At 44.1% G+C, this 22,832-nt stretch carries 19 protein-coding genes; 12 read left to right on the top strand and 7 right to left on the bottom strand.

Annotated features, from left to right (window positions below):
* Positions 1-65: 65 nt before the first annotated feature.
* The 4 genes from V144x_RS11755 to argH form a co-directional block, all read right to left on the bottom strand.
* Positions 66-1,058: a malate dehydrogenase gene (locus V144x_RS11755; RefSeq protein ID WP_144985346.1), complete on the bottom strand. Its 993-nt coding sequence runs from the start codon at positions 1,056-1,058 to the stop codon at positions 66-68.
* A gap of 225 nt (positions 1,059-1,283) precedes the next feature.
* Positions 1,284-2,462: a hypothetical protein gene (locus V144x_RS11750; RefSeq protein ID WP_232102796.1), complete on the bottom strand. Its 1,179-nt coding sequence runs from the start codon at positions 2,460-2,462 to the stop codon at positions 1,284-1,286.
* A gap of 129 nt (positions 2,463-2,591) precedes the next feature.
* Positions 2,592-3,395 (bottom strand): tRNA pseudouridine(38-40) synthase TruA, encoded by an 804-nt coding sequence (truA, locus tag V144x_RS11745; RefSeq protein ID WP_144985345.1) that lies wholly within the window; start codon positions 3,393-3,395, stop codon positions 2,592-2,594.
* A 59-nt stretch (positions 3,396-3,454) separates the two neighbouring features.
* Positions 3,455-4,834 carry an argininosuccinate lyase gene (gene argH / locus V144x_RS11740; RefSeq protein ID WP_144985344.1) on the bottom strand — a complete coding sequence of 460 codons (1,380 nt, stop codon included), beginning with the start codon at positions 4,832-4,834 and terminating at the stop codon, positions 3,455-3,457.
* Between the two features lie 279 nt (positions 4,835-5,113).
* Between argH and V144x_RS11735 the strand changes: the two genes are divergently transcribed.
* From V144x_RS11735 to queC, 3 genes are all read left to right on the top strand, one after another.
* A complete protein-coding gene (locus V144x_RS11735; RefSeq protein ID WP_144985343.1) occupies positions 5,114-5,782 on the top strand; it encodes a hypothetical protein in 669 nt (222 codons plus the stop codon).
* A gap of 169 nt (positions 5,783-5,951) precedes the next feature.
* Positions 5,952-7,340, top strand: coding sequence for a DUF1501 domain-containing protein (locus V144x_RS11730; protein WP_144985342.1), 1,389 nt, complete (start codon positions 5,952-5,954; stop codon positions 7,338-7,340).
* Positions 7,341-7,473: 133 nt separating this feature from the next.
* Positions 7,474-8,172 carry a 7-cyano-7-deazaguanine synthase QueC gene (gene queC, locus V144x_RS11725; RefSeq protein ID WP_144985341.1) on the top strand — a complete coding sequence of 233 codons (699 nt, stop codon included), beginning with the start codon at positions 7,474-7,476 and terminating at the stop codon, positions 8,170-8,172.
* A 3-nt stretch (positions 8,173-8,175) separates the two neighbouring features.
* Here queC and V144x_RS11720 read toward each other — a convergent pair whose 3' ends face one another.
* The gene (locus V144x_RS11720; RefSeq protein ID WP_144985340.1) at positions 8,176-9,132 is read right to left on the bottom strand and encodes a nitrilase family protein; all 957 of its coding nucleotides are present in this window, start codon (positions 9,130-9,132) and stop codon (positions 8,176-8,178) included.
* 86 nt (positions 9,133-9,218) lie between these two features.
* On the opposite strand from V144x_RS11720, the gene V144x_RS11715 reads away from it, so the two are divergent.
* Positions 9,219-10,718, top strand: a complete 1,500-nt coding sequence (locus V144x_RS11715; protein WP_144985339.1) for a leucyl aminopeptidase — start codon at positions 9,219-9,221, stop codon at positions 10,716-10,718.
* Positions 10,719-10,725: 7 nt separating this feature from the next.
* Here V144x_RS11715 and V144x_RS11710 read toward each other — a convergent pair whose 3' ends face one another.
* Positions 10,726-12,180, bottom strand: a complete 1,455-nt coding sequence (locus tag V144x_RS11710; RefSeq protein ID WP_232102795.1) for a right-handed parallel beta-helix repeat-containing protein — start codon at positions 12,178-12,180, stop codon at positions 10,726-10,728.
* Positions 12,181-12,231: 51 nt separating this feature from the next.
* Positions 12,232-12,861 (bottom strand): hypothetical protein, encoded by a 630-nt coding sequence (locus V144x_RS11705; RefSeq protein ID WP_144985337.1) that lies wholly within the window; start codon positions 12,859-12,861, stop codon positions 12,232-12,234.
* A gap of 221 nt (positions 12,862-13,082) precedes the next feature.
* On the opposite strand from V144x_RS11705, the gene V144x_RS11700 reads away from it, so the two are divergent.
* From V144x_RS11700 to V144x_RS11665, 8 genes are all read left to right on the top strand, one after another.
* Positions 13,083-13,988, top strand: a complete 906-nt coding sequence (locus V144x_RS11700; RefSeq protein WP_144985336.1) for a YihY/virulence factor BrkB family protein — start codon at positions 13,083-13,085, stop codon at positions 13,986-13,988.
* 396 nt (positions 13,989-14,384) lie between these two features.
* Complete coding sequence (locus V144x_RS11695; RefSeq protein ID WP_144985335.1) at positions 14,385-15,353, top strand: DUF1559 domain-containing protein; 969 nt, start codon at positions 14,385-14,387, stop codon at positions 15,351-15,353.
* Between the two features lie 118 nt (positions 15,354-15,471).
* Positions 15,472-15,813, top strand: coding sequence for a hypothetical protein (locus V144x_RS11690; protein ID WP_144985334.1), 342 nt, complete (start codon positions 15,472-15,474; stop codon positions 15,811-15,813).
* A 71-nt stretch (positions 15,814-15,884) separates the two neighbouring features.
* The gene (locus V144x_RS11685) at positions 15,885-17,339 is read left to right on the top strand and encodes a hypothetical protein (protein WP_144985333.1); all 1,455 of its coding nucleotides are present in this window, start codon (positions 15,885-15,887) and stop codon (positions 17,337-17,339) included.
* A 237-nt stretch (positions 17,340-17,576) separates the two neighbouring features.
* Complete coding sequence (locus tag V144x_RS11680; RefSeq protein WP_144985332.1) at positions 17,577-19,124, top strand: outer membrane protein assembly factor BamB family protein; 1,548 nt, start codon at positions 17,577-17,579, stop codon at positions 19,122-19,124.
* Positions 19,125-19,343: 219 nt separating this feature from the next.
* Entirely contained in the window at positions 19,344-20,723 is a 1,380-nt protein-coding gene (locus V144x_RS11675; protein ID WP_144985331.1) for a DUF1501 domain-containing protein, read from the top strand.
* A 408-nt stretch (positions 20,724-21,131) separates the two neighbouring features.
* Positions 21,132-21,668, top strand: a complete 537-nt coding sequence (locus V144x_RS11670) for a SelL-related redox protein (protein ID WP_144985330.1) — start codon at positions 21,132-21,134, stop codon at positions 21,666-21,668.
* 110 nt (positions 21,669-21,778) lie between these two features.
* Positions 21,779-22,816, top strand: a complete 1,038-nt coding sequence (locus tag V144x_RS11665; RefSeq protein ID WP_144985329.1) for an NAD-dependent epimerase/dehydratase family protein — start codon at positions 21,779-21,781, stop codon at positions 22,814-22,816.
* The last annotated feature ends 16 nt before the right edge of the window (positions 22,817-22,832 follow it).

The following is a 22,832-nucleotide window of genomic DNA, read 5'->3' as shown; positions in this document are numbered from 1 at the left end:
GTATAAACAGAAAGAGCCACGTCAAATGACTGTGACTCTTTCACTAATCTAATATCGTTCATAGATTATTCAGGCAATAGATCACGAACGACATCGCGCTCATCTCGTAATTCCTGTAAAGTCGCAGTAAATTTATCCTGAGCAAAATCATCATGCTCAATCCCTTCCACGATTTTCCAGGTTACGCCATCACTGGTCAATGGATATCCACAGATCAACCCTTCATCAACACCATAACTCCCATCGCTACAGACTGCCGCACTGAAGCTCTCGCCTAACTTTGTAGGAGTAATGATGCTTTTGATCGTATCCAAAGCGGCATTTGCTGCTGAAGCTGCACTGGAAGCACCACGTGCCTGAATCACAGCTGCTCCGCGTTTCTGCACGGTTTCAATAAATTCACCACGTAACCAGTCATGGTCTTCAATAATCTCAGGCACGGGATTTCCATGAATCGTTGCATGATAAAAATCAGGGAATTGTGTTGCTGAATGATTTCCCCAGATATTCATATTTTTTACAGCAGAAACAGGCTGCCCTGCTTTGTTGGCAATCTGGGAGACCGCTCGGTTCTGATCCAGACGAGTCATTGCATACCAGCGGTCGCGCGGAACCTTGGGAGCATTATGCATCGCAATCAGGCAGTTTGTATTACAAGGATTTCCGACGACGACAACTCGAACATCGTCTGCTGCTGCTGCCTGGATTGCTTGTCCTGTACTTGTGAAAATGGGGCCGTTGATGCGAATCAAATCGCCACGTTCCATCCCCGCTTTTCGAGGAATACTTCCGACACAGATTACGAAATTACAATCGGCAAACGCATCTTCCAGATGATCACTGTCTGCTTTCACAACTCCTGCTAAAGTAGGGAAAGCACAGTCTTCCAATTCCATCTCGACACCATCTAAAGCTGACAGAACGGGCGGAACTTCCACGAGATGCAGAATTACAGGCTGATTGGGACCAAAAATTTCCCCTGATGCCAGACGAAACAACATTGCGTAACCTATTTGGCCAGCGGCGCCAGTCACCGCAACTCGAATTGGATGGTTCATCTCTTAATCACTCCTTAACAATGTATTTTGCTCAATGAACGTACTTAAAAGCATTATATTGACTGTTTTTTAACTAGCCTCTGGCTGATCGGCAACCGTCCCGAAGCAACAGTTTCTAATTTCTGGAGACTCTCAAGAATTGGGGAGTGAATAAAGGCACAAAGTAGCCGAAATCGCTAATTCTACATCTGAAAGCACTTTTGATTGGAAAATCTGAGATCATGCTCATTGATTGGCAAGAGCGAAACCACCGAGCACTAAAGCACCCGCAGCCAGTGATGCCAGCAGAATTTTCACCCAACTATAAGGACGCTCCCCATGTACCTCCCCTGTCGCCGCATTGACGGCGACTTGATAGAGCTTGTCCTTATATTTATAGGTCATCAGCCAAAGGGGCAACAAGAGGTGCTTATAAGTGATCGCATCATACTGGCTTTGTACTGAACTGACTCGCTGAGTGTCGCCACCAATCCGACTGCAGACATCGGAATAAATGGCAGCATCAATCCGCTCTTTGCCCAATATAAAACCATCATCTAACTCGACATCATAAGTCCGGGCAGTAAACCCGGCCAACAGTGCATGACGAAAAGGAACGAGTAACTGCATTGGAAACGGTTCCAACTCCCGAATCAGTTTTCGTGGCAAACCGCGTGAAGCCAGAATCACAACATCATCAAAAAAACGCTGAAAAGAACCAGAGGCGGGATACCAACGCGTACGACGTACAGTGCGTCGATTCTTTCCACTACCAACTGTCACGTAATAATATTCACCCCGCTGGCCGGTATAATGTGTACTGGTCATGGAATCAAAAGTGAAATAAGGTAGATAGACACCATGAAACGTTCCGTCAGCTCCCTTGGCAACAAAATCATTTGGTGCAAACCAAAGTGATTTTACCCAGTCACTTAAATTTTGTCGCGCAGTCTGCTGCTCTACTTGAAACGGCAAAACGGCATCAACGGGAACACGTTTTTCGCAGGTATGAACATTTTCTAACTGAATCGGCGAAGTACAATAAGGACATTCAGAACTGGTCATCGTATCCACAAAAAGCAGTGTAGCACCACAACTTTCACACTGTACTTCGCGTTTTTCTTCTTCATCTCCTTCAGTCTGCTGCTCTCTCAGTTCTGTCAAATGAGCGAGCATGCCATAAAAATCCTGCTCTTCCACCACTTCTTCGTCAGAGAATCCAATCTTTTTTTCGAATCCACAATGTCGGCACTTCAAACTTTGAGTTTTAATATGAAACACCAGGTCAGCGCCACAGCCTTCACAGGGAAATATTCGACCATTTTCATCGTCGATTTGCTGTCCACCCCCTACAAACGATTCCTCCAAAAAAATGGGCTCTTCTGCGTTATCCGGAGGCAAAGGAGGGGGTTGTTGACTCATCATTCACTTTCCAGATTCTGTATCAATCAAGATCAAATATTGTAAGGGGGCTATCTCTTACGAATTAAAATAAAGTCGGTTACTGCTGAAACGAATTCTCAGGTAAAACGGATCAAACGTACTTTGAAAAAATCATCCTTCATAGTCAACCTGAACCAGATATAAACCATTCGCAGGTGCCGTGGCTCCAGCCTGAGAACGGTCGAGAGAGTTAAGAATTTTCTGTACATCACCGGGTGACCAACGTCCGACTCCCACTTCTAATAACGTTCCGACAATCGCACGAACCATATTGTATAAAAAGCCATCTGCAACAATATCGATTGTGATAAATTCACCCTGAGTAGAATTTCTATCAATAGTCTGCTGTAGCCTGCCTTCATTCCAAACCGGCCAGACAGATGTCCTCTGAACTGTCAATTCTTTAATGGTTCGTACGCTTGTCGCTTTATTAGGAAAATGAGATTCGAAGCAACGAAAATCATGCATTCCCAATAGATACTGACCTGCTGTGTGCATTCCATCTGAATTAAGCGGTCTTCCAAATTCGCAAACATATCGTCTCAAAAAAGGATAAACAATTGCCGTATTATGGATCACATATCGATAACGTTTTTGAACCGCAGAATAAGTCGCATGAAATTCGGCATCAACTTCATCAACTTTTCGTATACAGATACTGTCTGGCAAAAAACGCTGCAAACCTGATAGAATATTTTTACATGGAATGGAAGACTCTGTTTGAAAGTTAGCAACCTGCCCTAAAGCATGAACGCCAGCATCTGTTCTCCCCGCAACTAGCACTCCACTTTTCTGCTGAGTCAGCTTCTCAATTGCTGTTTCCACACAGGCTTGAACCGAGAGACCATTGGGCTGAACTTGCCAACCGGCAAACTCCGATCCATCATAGGCCAGCGTTAATTTGATATTTCTCATAAACTTAAAATGGAAGCTCTGCAAAACCAAAGGAATACAAAGAGCAATTCAACGTGTATTTATATACCGAGTTTTTCTTTCCAGTATTGCCATTGCTCATTCACTGGTTCCTCACCCCCGGAACCAAAGCTACAAAGTGCTGCCATCGCATTTCGTGCCCCCAAAATTTGATATATATCATCCTCAATTTGTGGACAAGCTTGTTGCAGTTCTTCGAGAGAGAGATCAACCAATCGAGATTGACGCGATTCGCATAATGCGACTAGTTTCCCGACAATTCCGTGGCCGGTTCTCATCGGTGTTCCTTTTTTAATCAAATACTCCATTAAAGCGGTTGCGTCGAGGAAGCCATCTTCCAGTTTGGCAGTGATCGTTTCCTGTTGTAGCTCTGCCCCTTCGACCATTGCAGCCGCTAACTCCAAGCACGCGGCAACGGTATCATATGAATCAAACAGTGCCAGCTTGTCTTCCTGCATATCTCGGTTATACGCCATCGGCAGCCCCTTTAACAAAACCAAGATCTGCTGGACATCAGCAATCGGACGAGCCGATTTTCCCCGAATCAATTCCAGTACATCCGGATTTCGTTTTTGTGGCATGATAGATGAACCAGTGGTAAATGCATCGGGAAGCTTGATAAAACCAAATTCAGTCGAAAACCAGGCAATCCATTCTTCCGCCCAGTTACTGAGATGAGTCGCAACCAGTGCCATACAGAAACAAAACTCAGCCAGATAGTCTCGATCACTGGAAATATCTAAACTATTCCGGGCAACATCTGTGAATTCCAATAATTGAGCTGTATATTGTCGATCGATGGGGAGTGATGTTCCGGCAAGCGCGGCCCCCCCTAAAGGAGAAACATTCACTCGTTTCAAACAATCCTGCAGACGTTGGCGATCCCGATCAAACTTTTCGCAATATGCGAACCAGTAATGGGCGGCCTTCACAGGTTGTGCGCGCTGCAAGTGCGTAAAGCCGGGAAGCACTAAATCCTGGTCTCGTTCAAAACGTTCAACAAAAGCAACCTGCAAGTCTTTGAGGAGCGAGTCGATTCGATGGATGGCTTCCCGCGTGTAAAGTTTCAGGTCTGTCGATACTTGATCGTTACGGCTACGTGCGGTATGCAACTTACGACCGATATCACCGACACGCTCAATTAAAGCACTTTCGATATGCATGTGAATATCTTCGAGATCAAATCGAAACTCAAATTGACCTTGCTCAATCTCAACTCCGATTTGCGTCAGAACCTCTAAAATCTGTTGGCATTCCTCGTCGGAAATTAATCCAACCTTGGCAAGCATTTGTGCGTGCGCCTGCGACCCTTTAATGTCGACAGCTGCCAGTCGGCTGTCAAAGCTAATTGATTCTGTAAATGCTTCAACGCGTGCATCAGTCTGCTGTTGAAATCGTCCTCCCCAGGCTTTTGCGGCCACGTTGTTTCTCCACTTCATCTCTAAATGTGAATGTGTAAGCTTTTATAACCTCTACTACAATACAGGTTATGCATAGGCAGATTAATCAGCTAAGAACAATCCATCAAGCCACCATGACTCCTGAGTGCGAATGCCAGGATAATTTATGCCTTTTCGAGCTAGAATCGGGAATTTTATTGGTAAATGGTCTATCTGGCTCTCTAGGATAGAAAATAGTCATTTTATCGTGATAACATCAAAAAATCAGTTGTATATCTCACTAAGTTCAAAGTACCTGCTATGAAAAATCTATTGACATTTAGTATTGGTGTCGGATTGATCCTGTTTAACTGCTTTGCGAACGATGCTCTCGCCGCGAATGAAGCAACCAAACCAGAAAACGTGTCAACAGAAACCGACAGAGCTCAAATCTGGACCGTTCAGATTTCACCAGCCCCCGGCTTGAATTCTTACGCCACTCGAGAAATCAACTTTGATTCATCGAACGACTCTAAACTCACCAACGCTCCTGTCAATGCAACCGATTTAATTGAAATTGAACCACGTGCAATTCCTGCTGTAGCAGAAATGCCTGAATGCTCCCAATGCAATCATCCACGTCACCGAGCTAACAATCGAGTCGCCTATCGAAATCGATATTCTACTTATCACAACTCGTTTCCCTGGTTTCAAAACTACTATTATGGAAACCGATATTCAGCACCGGCACTTTACATGTATAGCGACCTGATACGGTCCAATTGGTATGGCTCGCCTTACTTTGGACACAGTTTCTACTACAATGGTTACCGCCCTTCGTTCACTTTTGGTTCTCTCCAATTCAGGGGTTTCGGCTATTATGATCGCATGTATAACCCTCGTATTATTCCATTCGGGTATCAATATGCAGGGTCCCCAACTTACTACGCGAGGCTTGCACTAATTTCCCAGTATCCGACTCTTCCCTAATAAGCTCCTGTGTGATGTAACATTCAATACATCTCTGTGCAACTATTTCAGAAGCCTCAAAAATGCAATCAGGCCAAACTATATCTGGCCGGATTGGATTTTATTTGATAGAATCATTGGTACAAGCACACCGCTTCACTTCCACATTGTTATCTAATGGGTCGAATAGATGGCTGATGCGTTTTACAACGGGATGTGCGCCCCTCACTTACTAAATCGACGACAGGCGATGCAGATTGGTGTCGGGCTGTTCGGATTGAATTTACCACAGTTACTTCAGGCTGCTACGAGTTCAACTAAATCAGACATTTCCTGTATTTTTATTTTCCTGGCCGGTGGTCCGAGTCATTTTGAAACATTTGACCCCAAACCAAATGCCCCATTAGAGATTCGTGGTCCCTGGAAACCAACCAGTACGAATGTGCCAGGAACATTCATCAGTGAAAAACTTCCCCTCATGGCAACTCGGATGGACAAGGTAGCCATCATTCGGTCCTGGCAGGGCAAAAGCGGATCACACCTCACCGGCTCACAACATGTTGCCAGTGGATTTGCCCCTGTTGGAAAACAGTATTTTCCCAATTTTGGTTGCCTCATTTCCGCATTACAGGGTAGCCGGGTTAAAGGTGTCCCTCCATACCTTGGCTTGCCTGTGGCAGCGCGGTATACCAATCCACCTGGATATTTAGGCGCTGCCTACTCTGCCTTCGATCTCAAAGGTGATCCCCAAAAACCGGAAATGGAACTGGGAGGACTAAATCTATCCAGAATTCGTTTTGAAGATCGACTTTCGATGTTGGCACAATTGGAAAACCTCAGTCAATTGCAATCGGTGAAAAATTCGCAACTGGAATCAGTTGATAAATTTACAGAAGAAGCAATTGCGATGCTAACAAGCGGAGCGATGCAAAAAGCAGTCAATCTAGATGAAGAGTCTCCTCAAACACGTGAAAGCTATGGCGATAATATGTATGGTCGCCGCGTTTTACTCGCACGCAGATTGATAGAAGCAGGTGCTCGATTTGTCACTATCAATCAGGCAGTCCAAGGTGGATTATTTGGTAACGCCAAAACAAATGGTACTTGGGATAATCATGGTTGGCTCTTTGATTCCATGATGTCGTTTTCTAATCGTCCCACAGGTATGCCTAGCAATAAACGCTGGCACAGCTATTCGGGTCCAGGTAACTTGCCACAGTTAGATATGTCGCTTTCTACTTTACTGGATGATCTTGATCAACGTGGATTACTGGAGACAACTTTAGTAGTGGCGATGGGTGAATTCGGCCGTACTCCTAAAATTAATGCCACATCGGGCCGTGACCATTATCCTAATGCTGGCAGCGTATTAATGGCGGGTGGACCGGTCCAACGCGGTGTTGTGATTGGAGCCACTGATCGAACAGGAAGCTTGCCCAGTACACGACCCTACCGTCCAGAAGACTTTGCCACTTCAATCTATCACGCGATGGGAATTGATTCACATCAAACCTATTTCCCTCGACTTCCACGGCCGACACCCATTGCCGCAGGTGAAATCATCGATGGCCTCTTTTAAATTTATCACGATTTTATTTTCTGCTAGAGTTAGTGAAAATATTTAATCGATGATTGCGACGGGATTGCATCACACTATCGCTCCTGATAGCTTCCTTTTTTAGCGCGAATCAATCTCAGGAGTATTTTTATCGATGACAACCAGTTCTCGCAAAGCCGTCATTCTTGTCAGTGGCGGACTCGATTCTGCAACCGTATTGGCCATTGCCGCAAATGCTGGATTTGAATTGTACGCGCTCTCGTTCGATTATGGTCAGCGACATCGACATGAACTTGAAGCCGCAAAAAAAGTCTGTCAATCGTTTGATGTGAAACAGTTTGTGATCTTTCCACTCGATCTGCGCGTTTTTGGTGGATCGGCACTCACAGCTGATATCGATGTTCCCAAAGACCGTTCTGAACACGATTTAGAAACCGGCATTCCTATTACTTATGTACCTGCGCGAAATACTGTGTTTCTTTCGCTGGCATTAGCCTGGGCAGAAACTTTGAATGCCTTTGATTTGTTTATCGGTGTGAATGCGGTTGATTATAGTGGCTATCCTGATTGTCGTCCCGAATTCATCCAGGCTTTTCAGAAAACCGCGACGTTAGCGACAAAATCTGGCGTAGAAGGCGATGGTAGATGGAACGTGCATACTCCACTCATCTCTCTAACAAAGGCTGAGATTATCAAAAAAGGAATGGAACTGGGTGTCGACTATAGCTTAACACACAGCTGCTACGATCCATTACCTGATGGCACGCCTTGTGGGCATTGTGACTCGTGTCAATTACGCGCCAAAGGTTTTCAGGAGGCAGGCTTCAGTGATCCCGCTCTCAAATCGAATTAAAACTTAACCCGATGTTTTTAATTCCCACCCAGGTTGAGTCACCGGAGGTTCTTTAGGAGCTTCGACAAGTTTCCCATATAAATCGGGACGTCGCGCTCGAATATAGCGGCGTCCACTTGATGGGGGTATTTTTTCTGCCGTGCATAAAGCGACAACGACGTCATCACCTAACTTAGTACACTCAGCGATAATCTCGCCATACGGATCCAAAATCATCGAAAGCCCTGGTTTCACTTCATCATCATCCATTCCAACCGGATTCGTGAAAATTGCATAGATGCCGTTATCATAGGCACGCGCCGGTAGCCAGCGCATCAACCAACCTTTCCCCTTGGGCCCTTCGAATTCCTGTCGCAGTCGAACTGGGTCTCGATCACGGTTATGCCATAGCTCCGGATCAACCAGACCACGACCGGGCATGACTGAAGGCAGACAACAAGTAACATGTGGCATAAAAATAATGTCAGCGCCCAGCATTGTCGTCATACGGACATTCTCGATGATATTATTATCATAACATATCAGGATACCACAGCGACAACCGCGCACATCAAATACAACATATTCATTGCCAGAAGCCACATGAGCATTTACAAATGCATGTAGCTTTCGATATCGAGCGACCAGTTCTGTCCCATCGACGCAAATATAGGTATTGTAAATTTCTCCCTGATCCAATTCTAAAAGTCCCGCCAAAATAGGAACGCCCACTTCTTGTGAGATTTTCATTAATTCCTGAGTACTTGGACCGTTGGGAACCGGTTCGGACAGATCAGCTAACTCTTCTTTTGAAAATGATTGCACAAACGTGTAAGCAGGAATGCAGCACTCATGAAAGCTAACGATTTCTGCTCCCTGTTCCACAGCCTGTTTTGAGAGTTCACGAATTCGTTGTAAATTATATGCTTTATCACCATTACGATTTTCAAACTGAGCAGCAGCAATTCTGATATCTCTCATTTGGTTTTTACTCCTATTTTGTTAGACTATGGAATCAACTTATCATAATCTGACGTGTACTCACGATAAAGGGATTTGGACAACGAATGGCTATACAATTGACGAATGAATCGATTTCATCTGTTTCTGCTGACTGGTTAGTCATTGGACTTTTAGAATCTGAGCCTTTACCTGATACGGTTGCTCGATTGGATGAAACGCTAGGTGGATTGATCACACGATTACGAGAAAGCGAAGACTTCACAGGCAAACTGGCGTCAACCTCTAGTTTGCTCGGCTTAACAGAGATCAAAACGCAGCGAATCATATTAGTCGGCCTTGGCTCTGCGACAGAACTTTCCGCAGCTGCATTCGAAAAAGCGATGTTAACAACCGCCCGCGCGATCTCCAACAAAGAGAATACCCGTATAGCCGTTCTTCTTCCTGAGGTAGAAAATACTTCGATCACACCAAAACATTCAGCAGAATTGATTAGCTCTTCTATGGTCGTGGGCGCGGTCGGACAAGACCTGTATCGTAAGGAAGCAGCCCGGTTTCCGTTCCAAGATATTTTGCTTACAGGTACTGAATCTATAGATCAGACTGCTTACCAAAAAGCTATTGAACTGGGAACTGTTTTAGGTGAATCGATCAATCTGGCACGAGAAATGGTGAATCGACACGCCGGAGACATTTTTCCGATCAGTTTCGCAGACCGCACAAAAGAAATCGCATATGCTTACGGATTAGAGTCTGAAATTCTGGATGAGAATCAACTTAAACAAGAAAAAATGGGCTCTATGCTGGCTGTTGCACAAGGCAGTGATCAGCCTCCGCGCTTGGCAATTCTCAAACATCAAGGTGCCGATCCCTCTGCCCCCACTCTGGCACTGGTTGGAAAAGGAGTCACCTTTGATAGTGGAGGGCTCTCTCTCAAACCCAGTGATGGGATGAAAACCATGAAATGTGACATGGGTGGTGCTGCAGCTGTACTAGGTGCGATGGCTGCCATCGCGCGACTAAATTTGCCCGTAAATGTTGTTGGCTACATGGGATTAGTCGAAAACATGGTGAATGGCTCGTCTTATAAACTGGGAGACGTGCTGACTGCGCGCAACGGAAAAACAATCGAAGTACTCAATACGGACGCCGAAGGGCGACTCGTGCTGGCAGATGTTCTCACTTTAGCCGTCGATCGAGGAGCAACAAAAGTAATCGATCTTGCGACGTTAACAGGCGCCTGTGTGGTTGCGTTAGGGGAAGAAGTGACTGGTCTCTTTTCTAACGATGAAGACTGGTCTAAAACAGTTCAAAATGCTGCCAAAACCACTGGAGAGGATGTCTGGGAAATGCCTATGCTTCCTCAGTTTGCTGAGCAATTGAAGAGTGATGTTGCAGATTTGAAGAATGTCGGAACTCGCTGGGGTGGAGCGATTACGGCTGCCAAGTTTCTGGAAAACTTCGTTAATAAAACCCCCTGGGTTCATCTTGATATCGCAGGCCCCGCGTTTGCTTCTGCGAATCTGCCGCACCGTGAAGGTGGTGGAACTGGCTGTATGGTCAAAACTCTAGTCGAAGTTGCAAATCAATTCAAATCTAGTAATTGATTGCAAGTCATTTTTTTTTCTTTGTTTGTCTGCCCAAAGCCCCGAGATCTTTTAAGGAATCTGCGGGGCGTGCAGTTGTACCCCGTGGTCCTTGAAACTGTTTTTTTACTGGATAGTTTTTTATCACAGGTCCTGGTAGCGCCCCTGCCTTGCTCAGACAAGCAGAATGAGGAGTGAGAAAAAACAGATTCTTTTCGGCGTTCTGAAATCCGGGATCGTCGCCAGAATAGATCTCATCTTCCGAACTTACATTCCCAAAACTTCGAGAATGAGCATTCTTCCAACCTTTTTTTAACCAGTTATGACTGAGGTTGGCTGTCCCCTCTTCATCTAGAATTGCAAAGCTTTTTCCTGCGTGTGATGTATATAAGATGTTGTTACGACAATCCAGATGCTCTGCATTGGTAGATAATCTCACCAATGTTGTGGACGCTCTCCTTGAAACTATCGTATTGTTATATAAAAAGAGGGTCCCTTTACGATAAGCGCTTTCATCACCACTGTCACCACCATAGTGAATTATCTGGCTATTGGGGGATTCTTTCTGCTTGACGAGCACGTTGCCGTAAACATAAGTCGTGCGGTACCGAGGATCATAGCGAATCGTATCACCGCCTTCAGAATCGACAAGATCCAACGCACGATTTCCACCTTCAATCCAGTTGTATCGTACAACTAAACCGGCAGAGCGGTCTTTGAGATTATTCCCCAAACATTCTTTTCGTAATGGACCCAGGTAGTTTCCCTGAAATGTGATTCCGGCCGCTTCCGTGTAGACATTGTGCTCATAATAACTGTCTGAGATACCATTGTGATAAATAGAACAGTTCTCAATTAATAAATCTTTTGATTCATATGCAACAAACAGGCCATTTCCGCAATCGTGCAAATAACAATTTCGAATCGTAATATGCTCGCCTTTTTCAATAAAAATAGCGGCCGCATTTTGAAAGTACTTCTGTAAACCATCTGAGTTAAAGTAAAAAAAAGCCGGCCGCGCACTACGAATATCCAGATTCTCAATTACGATATAAGCAGGCATTGTATCAGCTGGATCGCGGGCACCACCAATCTTGATGATCCCTCGCTGTTCTCCCCAGTATCGCAACTCGGGACGGGTCATCGCCCGACGTCCATCGATTACAGGTAATTCCCCTTTACCAGAAGGAATTCCCTTTATGATAATCGGTTTATCTTTTGTTCCCCGCCGGCAGATTACCCACTTCGAATGATACGGCTGCGGCCGCCAATGAATATGCACTTCGTCCCCGGCTGCCAAACTTTCCCAGGGAACTTTTTCCACCTGTTTATATTTTTGATCAGAGCCCACTTGATAAATCGCAGACTCGACATTTGCAGCTGAGAAGCACAGAAAAATACAAGAAATATATACAAGGTATTTCAAAACCAGGAAACTGAGAATTGGGGCATCTTCTCGATTAAAGTAACCATTTTGATACACCCAATTTCTCCTGAACATTCTCTTTTGCAACAGCTGTGAATTCAATTTGGCTTAGTGAACCTGAGCAGGAACCCATTGGACTCGTCGTGTGCCCTGTTGATGAATCGCAGCATCAGGGATTACGGTAGGAGTATGCAACATAGCCGGTGGTACTGAACTCGACTTCGGCATTGGATCCTCTGCAGCGGGTGCGGGAGCAGGTTTGTTGAGAATACCATTATGAGAATTCTCAGGAACTGGCGCGATTTTTTGAGGAACAACCGTAGTTGGTGACCCTATGATTTCCCCCGGACTCATATTAGATCCTTGAGGTCCACAATGCGGACAACTGGATTCTGGAGCATATGTTTGTGGAGCGTATGTTTCTGGTGCATAAGTTTCTGGAACATAAGAATCAACTGGCCCCTGAATATTAAAGGTACCGGAAGCTACCATCGCAGGAATTGATCTCCTACACCCCTTTTTGCAACAGCTTCGACAGGGATTACAACAACGTTTCCTCATTCGATGAGCACGGTGTTCAGAAAGCGAACATTTGATATCATCTACAAAGTTAGTTGGACCATAAAATTCGCCACCACAAACCATTCCTGTCGAAGGATCATAATAGCCTGGTCCTACGCACCCTGTTAATGGCAGACAAAGTAAAATCCCAGCACTTATTTTCAGCAATGAATGCATTTTGAAATCCGGTTAATCTCTAAATTTGAATACATGAAGCAAGAATTCGCTCAAAAAATAGAGGTCTATTTAGAAAAGTACCCCTATCATCAAATCTATCGACATTTCAAAATGTTAATCTTTAATGATTATATCAATTTTAACGATCAAGAAATTCGCTAAGATCTTGAAGTCCGAAAACACCTAAATCATTTAACTGCATAACTTACGAGTGGTTTGATATGACAGAACAGAAACAAATTCAACTCGGAAAAATTGGATTTCGAGCAATGTGGAAGTTTGGAGGACTCACTCCCTGGAATTTAATCAGGCAGGCTGTGAGGGGATATAACAAACATCGACTCAGCGCACAAAGTGCTCAGTTTGCATATTATGCGATGTTTACACTTGTTCCATTACTGATTGTCATTATTGCGTGTACGGCGCAATTACCGATCAGAGGCGTCATCGTCAGTATGGAAAATGCGATTAATCAAGGACTTCCCACTACTGTTTCTCAAATGCTATTTGCTCAAATAGAGGACATTCAAAAGAATTCCACTTATAGTCTCATCATGGCTGGCTTAGCTTTGCTCAGCTTGGGAGGAACACGCTTGTTTTTCACTATGGGAACAGGTTTGGATGCGATTTTCGAAGTCGATCAGAGGCGAACCTTCTGGAAAGCAGGTGGACTTTCACTGCTATTGACATTTGGTGTCCTGTTATTGTTCTTAATTTCCGTAATTCTTTTGGTGCTAGGTCCCGAGTTAGCACAGATCGTACTCAAATATTTTTATACGCCCTGGTTACACCTGCTACTTTCTGCAGGTGTCCGCTGGTCGATTGCCTGTGGATTTATGTTGATTTCAACATCCGTGATCTATTGGGTTGTCCCCAGTGTGAAACTCCCCTGGAAAATTATTACCCCCGGCAGCCTGTTTGTCGTCATCAGTTGGGTCGTGATGTTACAGGGATTTCGTATGTATGTTGAAAACTTCGCTCATTACAATGAAACCTACGGCACTTTAGGAGGCTTCATTGTGCTTCTTGCCTGGTTATATTTGACAGGTGCAATCCTCATGATGGGCGGAGAAATCAATGGAGTCATCTACCGCTCAGCCAAACAAAAGGCAGAAAACGAAGCATAAAAATCGGTTCTGCTTTTTTTAAACCTGTCTTTACAACTTCCAAATCGTACAACGAATAAGGTAACCAACCATTTCTTAGCGTTTCTAGCTGTGGCGATTTTTCAATTTTCTGCATGCGAAACGGCTCTTATCTTGGAGCCAATCCCATCTCTTCTCATAAGTAAACTAATCTGACTTATTGCTCGACAAGTCTAGCCCTCGCCTCTGTCTCATCCTCGACTTTCTCTCGAAAAAATTTGCAAAATACGTTTTTGCAATCATGTTGCATTTACATACAATTATCACATGTTACTATATATCAATTATAAGAGTAATAACGAAACTCAATTTTTTTCAAACTGACAAGCCATTATTGATTAACGGATCGTTAATCCACATTGAAATAGGAGAAGAAACATGAAACAAAAACGACGCGGATTTACGCTGATTGAGTTGTTAGTAGTCATCGCAATTATTGCGATCTTAATCGCTCTATTACTGCCAGCGGTTCAAATGGCACGAGAAGCCGCACGGCGGACACAATGTAAGAACAACCTCAAGCAATTGGGACTGGCGTTACACAACTATTATGACGCTCATTCCCGACTGCCTCTTATGGCATCTTCTTCACTCTACAACTATTCTCCTTCAGCCCAGTTACTGCCTTATATTGACCAGGGAAATCTTCATAACCTGATTGATTTCAGGGAACCCTTGTTATTTGGACTCCCTTGGGCACCAACATTGAATCCCAATCTCGTAGATGTCGCTAAACAAACTCTGCCTATTTTCATGTGTCCCAGTGATGCGGGAAAAGTTCACTACACTGACGATAATGGAACGATTTGGGCTGGTACGAATTACATGGTTAACGGAGGCTCTGGATTAAATACCGAGTATTGTTCGAGTGAAAATGACGGATTGTTCTGGCGCGGTTCCTCGACCCGCTTTCGGGACATCACCGACGGTTTGACCAATACAATTTTCATGGCGGAAACGCTCTTTGGTGATCGAGGACCAGATACAACAACTTTAATTAACCCTGACCGACAGATGAAACGTGTCAGCGGTGGCCCTCCCTGTGTTTCAACTTCAGACGCTCTCAACGCTATTGCAGCAAGCAGTTATGAAGGCAGACGCGCAGGATCCTGGATACGAAGTACCGGATACCACTGTTTGGTCCATGGTTATTTTTCACCAAATTCCAATAGCCCCGATGTGGCTCATCATGGAGAAGTCATTTCAGGTGCGCGTAGTTTACACGTGGGAGGAGCCAATATTCTGTTATGTGACGGGAGTGTACGTTTTCTTGGCGAAAACGTTGATTTGGAAACACTACGCAACCTGTTTAGTCGTGCTGACGGAAAAACGATTGGCGAATTTTAAAGAGGCACGCTTTTTCTGAAACGAACTTTTGAATCCAATTACACCCATGAATTTTTTTATGAACCATTCTTTTAAAATGCTAGTTTGCAAAACAGTATTGTTGTCAACAGTAATCGGAATGGCAACTAGCTGCTCAGGAAACGTTGCCAATGAACCAACTCCCATAGAGATTCATCCGCCTGAAGTGTTCGAGATCGATGGAACAAACTGGCAACGGGAAGACTCTCTTGGCAAATCGGACACGAAATTATTATCGCGCTATTATGAAAAGAACCCCAGCATGATTGATAGCCCTCTTTTTAAAGGTGCTCCAACAGTTTATCACGGGACAAAAAATCGCCGTCGCTTTTACTGGATCGGAGGAACAGCCACAGAGCCGATCTGGGTTTGTGTGCATTTTGAAAATGGAGCATTTCAACTGCAAGATGGGCAGGGAAACCCTTATCAAAATAAGCCGTAGTCATTTTCACTACACAAAACTGTCACTTGTCATTTAATTCATTTTGTTAGATATCCCCTTAAGAGGACGACATGGATTCATTACGACTTAAGTTTAATATGATCTTTCTATTGAGCTTTTTGGCTTTCATCAATGGCATTAAATCAGATTTTCTCCAGGCAGCAGATCAAAAGAATCATTCAAGCTCTGGTAAACAAACCAAAAAAACGGCTTCAAAGAAACGTAAAAAACGGACGGTCTGCCGACTCTTCTTTCAAGACTATAAGACGAAAACAGTAAAATGGGCCGACGTTATTTCTGGTGATACACTGCGGATGGAGACGCCTTCCGTGATTGAAGGTTTTCCCAAGTTTGACGCTGAAGATCAAAATCTAGTTCAAATGGAAAGTAGTTCAGGAACGATTCTACTTGGAGTTCGAGATTCTGAAGGAGGAGAAGATCAAAGTGGCTGGATCTTTATCAATTCGGGTGTGAAAGAAGAATCTCATGGAGACCACTCACACTGGTACTATAAAGCACATCCTAAAGTGATCGCATCACAGCTGGATACCGAGCAGGGAAATCCAGCTCATTTATACTGTTATCAGGGTGTATTTTATCTGGCAAATGATCGGATTTCGGGGTACACAAGACTCGACCCGCAAACCTATTTAGATCAACCAACCCAGAAAATCAAAACCGGTTTTCATCGGGGAGGTGGTAACCACATTACCTTGGCTGTTGTAGAGGGAAAAACTGGCTATGCTTCCTGGATAGATGGTGGAGGGCCGCAAAAAGGGATAATTGATGTAACGCGTATTCGTCCTGAAGGAAACAAGGAAATTGTCTATTCATTTGCATTGCCTTCAGGAGCAATCCATGGTGCCACAACGTGTGCCGGAAAAGTTTTCTTTGCTCCTGCTGATGGGATTTGCTGGTGCGAAGCAGACTTAAATCCCCTGCCTCAAAACAAAAAGCATGTAAAAATTCATCATCTCTCTTTGGGAAAAGATGAAGAAACAAAAAAACCAAATCGCACGGGTGCCTTTTCAACTCACCGGAATTATGTTTTGTTTCTCTCGGGTAAGGGTAGTACTGCCCGTTTATGCCTGTTGAATGCGAAATCAAATCAACCAGAGGTGATTTCTGTTCCTTTAAATATGCTGGAAGGCAATTCACCAGTTGCATTACAAGTAATCAAAACGGCCTGGGGAAAACGACTGGCGTTTGTATTTCATAATCATCCAAAAGAATTGGAGCAGGACGAATTTCTGAGCATCATTGATCTGGATCCTGATAACGACCTGGACTTTGTAGATGCCAAATTACGAAAACAAATCAAAGTTGGTCCCAGTAATGTGGAAGGTCATTACGGACATCATGATATCAAATTTGATCGTGCGGGCCGCTATGCGTTCTGGACAGAACCCGGTGCCGGAAAAATTAAAGCTCTGTCACTGAAAACCCTGGAACCCATCTACACCTTTACTGTTTCTGGTACACCTACCAAACTGATTGTCATGGGACAACAAGATCGTATGAAATAGAACGATCCGAGTTGATCTTTTTTTCAGATAAGACTATTGGAAATGCTTCAAATCTCAGAAAGTCTCAACAATTCGAATAAAGCTCTGTTCTATAAACTCGTAATACACAAGACTCCAGCAATGCTTTTTGAATTTAGGATCATTGCTAAATAACGCTTTTAAAATTTGTTCATAGCCAAAATATGCACATATGAGTGTCGATTCACCTCAAACCTACAATTAATTTGGATAAGAAAAATGAATAATTACAAATTCTGGATATTGTTTTTAATGCTGCCGCTTTCCAATGTAGATGCAGGAGGTTGGACTTCGTTTCGAAATGGAGGTGTCTCTAAGGCACCTGAATCTAAGATAAAATACCCCCTTAACTGGTCGCCTCTTTCCGGAATTGCCTGGCAAAAAGAAGTCGAAGGATATGGACAAAGTACACCCGTAATTTGGGACGACCGGATTTACCTTTCCTCTGTCAAAGGAAAAATGAAAGAGCAATGTGTTTTAAATTGTTTTGATCTACAGACAGGAAACCAAATCTGGAAACATGAGAAAAACTCAGGCGAAAAAGCTGCATCCAATTATCGAGTCGCACGTGCTGCTCCTACTCCTCTGGTAGATGAATCGGGAATTTATGTATTTTATGAAAGTGGTGACCTGTTAGCCTTGGATCACTCGAAACAGATTTTGTGGGAACGTAACCTTTCACATGAATTTGGTAAATTCAAGAATCATCATGGTTTGGGAAGTTCACCTGCCCAATCAAAAGACCTTTTGTTTCTCAATGTAGAACATAGTGGGCCTTCTTATCTCATAGCGATTGAGAAAAATACTGGAAAAACCAAGTGGAAAATCAATCGCCCTTCCGGCATGTCATGGACCTCCCCCATCGTCGCTTCTAATACGGTGGATCAGACTGAAGCAGTCATAATCAGCTCTAATGGACGTGTTGATGCCTATGACAGTCAAAATGGTAAACTGCTCTGGGGACTGGGAGATTTGGGGGGAAACAGTGTCCCTTCTCCAACGTTTGTAGATGGATTGCTTTTCATTGGAGCTAGAATTCCACAGTTTGGAACTCAATCAGCTGGAAGTCGTTCCAATTTGTGTCTTAATCTCAATCATATTCATGAAAAACCTAGCATCTCATGGCGCGCTCAAAAAGCAGTATCTGATTATACGAGTCCTGTGATCTCAGGAGAGTGTGTCTATTTAATAAACAAAGTGGGAGTTCTGTATTGTCTGGATATTAATACCGGGAAACAGCATTTCGCCAAACGTTTAAAGGAACCGTGTTGGGCAACTCCCGTTGTCATTGGAAATTTGATCTATCTGTTTGGTAAAAATGGTGGCACGTTGGTATTGGAAAATGGAACTCAATACAAAGAGATTGCCTTAAATCGTTTATGGGCTGAGAAAAATCCACCTGCTCCTGAAAATTATGTCGAAAATACTGGTAAGAAAACCGAGCATAAAAAGAAAGGGGGGCAGCAACGTAGAGGTGGTGGCATTGGAGCAATGCTGCTTGAGAACGATAAAAACAATGATGGTCTGATATCCAAAGTAGAGCTTCCGGAACGATTCAAAGCAATGATGATGCGTGTTGATCGCAATCAAGATCAAGTCATAGACAAAGAGGAAATCGCCTGGATGGAAAAAACATTTCGTGAAGAGCGAGCTAATTCAAGAACACAAGCTCGTGATCCGATTGTGTATGGAGTTGCAGCTGCGACAGGTAGAATCGTCATTCGAACTGGAACTCGACTGTATTGTATCGAAGGCAATGAAAAGTAGCTGTTCTACTTTATAACCTAGAGTGATTTTCAGTTGACAGATTTAGTATTGGAAAGTGAAACATCCTGTGTGTATCTAATTACGAGCTTTAATTTGAAAAAAATGCCTGACAAAGGTCTCAATTCCAGACACATCATTATTGACGGAATGGCATTCTAACCGATAAAATGAACACATAAAACATCTTTTATGGATCATTTACACAAAGGATGCTTAAGCATGTTCCGTCTTGAATTTGGAAAAACAGGAAAATACTGCGATGGTTTGAATCGACGTAATTTTCTGCAAATTGGTGTAGCAGGAATGGGTTCGGCAAGCCTTTCTCAAATATTACATGCCAAAGAAGCTTCCCAACAACAGGGAATTAAAGCCAAAGATACTTCTGTGATTCTGCTCTGGTTAGATGGCGGCCCCAGTCATATGGATCTTTACGACCTAAAACCTGAAGCTCCCAGCGAAAATCGAGGAATCTGGAATCCGATCCATACGAATGTCCCTGGTATGGACATTACGGAAATGTTTCCCCTTCAGGCAAAATGTGCTGACAAGTTTTCCATTGTTCGATCTCTACACCACAATACTGGTGATCATTTCACAGGGGGACACTGGATGCTGACCGGTCGTGGTGGCGTGAGTGGGGGAAGTACTCCCGGAAAGAACCCTTCTATCGCCTCTATGGCTACAAAAGTCCTAGGATCACGAGATCCTGGGATGCCAGCTTATGTTTCTGTTCCCTATGCCTCGAGTATTGGTTTGCGACCGGGTTACTTTGGTGGAAACTTCCTGGGAGTTCAACATAACCCTTTTGAAACGGGCTCAGACCCAAACAACAACAATTTCCAAGTCAAAAATTTGAACCTGGCAAAAGGATTATCAGTCCAACGTCTGAAAGACCGCAAAGCATTGTTAAAGAGTTTCGACAAACTCCGGAAAGACGTGGATCAGTCAGGTATGCTGGGATCGATGGATCGACTGGATCAAAAGGCCTATGAGCTGGTAACTGGTGAGAAAGCCCGTAAAGCATTTGATCTGAATTCGGAAGACGAAAAAATTCGGGAACTATATGGCCGTCATACCTGGGGACAAAGTGTCTTACTGGCACGTCGTCTGGTGGAAGCAGGAACCACATTCGTCACTGTCCACTTTGGAGGTTGGGACCATCACTGGAACCTGCAAAGTGGAATGGAAAGTTACTTACCCCGTGTTGATCAAGCTGTCAGCGCTCTCTTTGGAGACCTCGCCCAACGCGGATTAAGTGATAAAGTTCTTGTCGTACTCTGTGGAGAATTTAGCCGTACACCGCGCATGAATAATGGCGGCAATGGTGGTCCTCCACTAAGTAAAGGGACTCCCGGTCGCGATCACTGGGGAAACTCCATGTTTTGTCTCTTAGGTGGAGGTGGTGTCAAAGGAGGTCGAGTCATTGGCTCTACCAATCGACTGGGAGACTCTCCCGCCGATCGCCCAGTACGACCAGGAAACATTCATCACACCATCTATCGTGCTCTAGGCATGGATCCTGAAATTCATTTTCTCGATCATTCTGGTCGACCAACGGTGGCCATCGACCATGGCGAAGTGATTCATGAACTCTTTTAATCTCAGAATGATTAGTTGATCTTTTGTCTTTTAACATGAAACCATCGCGATTTTTCCAAAAGCCTCATAGACTCGGCCGTTCAAAACGTCAATGGGTGATATTCCTATTATTGACTTCCTCTCTAAGTCTAATCTGGCTCGTCATCCTACCACGGGCTGCGGAAATCCCACCATTACGATCGGATATCGACTTTTTGGAACAGAAAAAAATTGATCCAACGGCGATGTTTTATTCTGATCTCGAAACGATTGAAACTACCGTGCAAAACATAAGGGACTTCCAGCATGAAAATCCTCATGCTTTATGGTAAGCTAAAGCAGCCTTTGCTCTAAGCACTTTTTTGCATGAGATCAGAAATCTTCATCTACTTTACGTAAAGATGGAATCATACTGCTCAAGAGTTATTTATGAATCAAAATTCTCTTAAACAAGCGCTTGCCGCTTTCCCATCAGCTCAAGGAAAAACGTTAGTCGAATTGTCGGAAGCTCATCCCGTCCTTATCGTTTTTCTGAGACACGGAGGTTGTCCCTTTTGCAGGCAAGTGCTGGCTCAACTACGGACACTTTCTCAAAAAATCGAAGAGCGCAATCTGAAACTGGCAATCGTCCACATGATGTATCAAGAACAAGCCAACAGATTACTGGCCCGTTATCAACTGCAAAACGTAGAAACTTTCAGCGACCCGGAACGAAAACTCTATGAGCTGTTTCAGGTCAAAAGAGGCAACTTGGCTGAGACGATTGGACCTGCTATCTGGTGGTCTGGCTTTAAAACCACGGTCCTTTCTGGATACTTACCTGGAATTCCAGGTAATGATATTCAACAACTGGGTGCCGCCTTAGTTTTTGACAAAGGGAAAGTTGTTGCCAGCCACTTCTCAGAAAACTCGGCAGACTTGCCTGACTGGGATCAACTTCTTGCTTGCGAGATACCGCCTCATTAAAGTTTGATTGATTTCCAATTCTAACGCCAAACTATCATAATAATGAGATATCTGAACGATTACTCAAGTTCCTTATTCTGACTTAACTTCATTACATTAGATATAGAACCATGCAAGACTTTCCAAACACGATTGAGAATGTACAAAAACTAGAAGAACTCCTAAGTCGCCCTACTCCTCAAGTAATTAAAGCACTGGAACAAACCAAAGGTGATTTGATTTTACTTGGAATTGCAGGAAAAATGGGACCGACGTTGGCGCGGATGATCATTCGAGGAGACCAGGAAGCAGGCATTCAACGACGTCTCATCGGTGTGAGTCGTTTCTCAGATGAATCAAGCAGACAACCTTTAGAAGATTTGGGGATTGAAACGTTGAAAGGCGATTTGCTTGACGTCAATTTTATCAACAGCTTACCTGATGTCCCTAATGTAATTTACATGGCAGGCATGAAATTTGGGGCGACAGGCAATGAACCGCTCACTTGGGCCATGAACACCTATCTTCCTGCTCTCGTCTGTAACAAATATCAGAATAGCCAGATTACGGCCTTTTCAACGGGTAATGTTTACGGGCTTGTGGATGCATCAGGGAATGGATCGATTGAAACAGACAAGCCTAATCCTACCGGTGAATATGCGATGAGCTGTCTAGGGCGTGAGCGAATGTTTGAACATTTCAGCCGCACGCTCAAAATTCCCATGACTCTCATTCGCCTGAACTACGCGACCGAATGTCGCTATGGTGTTCTCGTCGATATTGCCCAACAGGTTTATCGGGAAAAAACTATTGATATTTCAATGGGATACGTCAACGTGATCTGGCAAGGAGATGCCAATGCCATGACGCTCTGTTCGATGCCCGATGATACATCCCCCCCTGCTTTTTTGAATGTCGCCGGCCCGCAAATTCTTAGTGTCCGAGAAATCAGCGAACGATTTGGAAGTTTGTTCGGCAAACCCCCTCAGTTTAACGGAACTGAATCGCAAGACGCCTTACTCAATAACGGCCAATACGGGCACCAACGTTATGGCGACCCCTTGGTCGAAGTCGACCAAATTATTGGTTGGATTGCAGACTGGATACAACACGAACGCCCTTTGCTTGGCAAACCTACCCATTTCGAATCGCGCAGTGGCAAATTTTAGAATAATTTGAAACAAA

Source organism: Gimesia aquarii (assembly GCF_007748195.1).
Lineage (GTDB): Bacteria > Planctomycetota > Planctomycetia > Planctomycetales > Planctomycetaceae > Gimesia > Gimesia aquarii.
This window is presented reverse-complemented; position numbering and strand designations above follow the sequence as displayed.

Bases quoted from the DNA above. Each gene is read 5' to 3' on its own strand.
- queC (WP_144985341.1), top strand. From the start codon at position 7,474: ATGACAACCAGTTCTCGCAAAGCCGTCATTCTTGTCAGTGGCGGACTC.
- V144x_RS11730 (WP_144985342.1), top strand. From the start codon at position 5,952: ATGGCTGATGCGTTTTACAACGGGATGTGCGCCCCTCACTTACTAAAT.
- V144x_RS11690 (WP_144985334.1), top strand. From the start codon at position 15,472: ATGGCAACTAGCTGCTCAGGAAACGTTGCCAATGAACCAACTCCCATA.
- V144x_RS11755 (WP_144985346.1), bottom strand. From the start codon at position 1,058: ATGAACCATCCAATTCGAGTTGCGGTGACTGGCGCCGCTGGCCAAATA.
- V144x_RS11750 (WP_232102796.1), bottom strand. From the start codon at position 2,462: ATGATGAGTCAACAACCCCCTCCTTTGCCTCCGGATAACGCAGAAGAG.
- V144x_RS11675 (WP_144985331.1), top strand. From the start codon at position 19,344: ATGTTCCGTCTTGAATTTGGAAAAACAGGAAAATACTGCGATGGTTTG.
- V144x_RS11670 (WP_144985330.1), top strand. From the start codon at position 21,132: ATGAATCAAAATTCTCTTAAACAAGCGCTTGCCGCTTTCCCATCAGCT.
- V144x_RS11665 (WP_144985329.1), top strand. From the start codon at position 21,779: ATGCAAGACTTTCCAAACACGATTGAGAATGTACAAAAACTAGAAGAA.
- V144x_RS11705 (WP_144985337.1), bottom strand. From the start codon at position 12,861: ATGCATTCATTGCTGAAAATAAGTGCTGGGATTTTACTTTGTCTGCCA.
- V144x_RS11695 (WP_144985335.1), top strand. From the start codon at position 14,385: ATGAAACAAAAACGACGCGGATTTACGCTGATTGAGTTGTTAGTAGTC.
- truA (WP_144985345.1), bottom strand. From the start codon at position 3,395: ATGAGAAATATCAAATTAACGCTGGCCTATGATGGATCGGAGTTTGCC.
- V144x_RS11735 (WP_144985343.1), top strand. From the start codon at position 5,114: ATGAAAAATCTATTGACATTTAGTATTGGTGTCGGATTGATCCTGTTT.
- V144x_RS11720 (WP_144985340.1), bottom strand. From the start codon at position 9,132: ATGAGAGATATCAGAATTGCTGCTGCTCAGTTTGAAAATCGTAATGGT.
- V144x_RS11715 (WP_144985339.1), top strand. From the start codon at position 9,219: ATGGCTATACAATTGACGAATGAATCGATTTCATCTGTTTCTGCTGAC.
- V144x_RS11685 (WP_144985333.1), top strand. From the start codon at position 15,885: ATGGATTCATTACGACTTAAGTTTAATATGATCTTTCTATTGAGCTTT.
- V144x_RS11680 (WP_144985332.1), top strand. From the start codon at position 17,577: ATGAATAATTACAAATTCTGGATATTGTTTTTAATGCTGCCGCTTTCC.
- V144x_RS11700 (WP_144985336.1), top strand. From the start codon at position 13,083: ATGACAGAACAGAAACAAATTCAACTCGGAAAAATTGGATTTCGAGCA.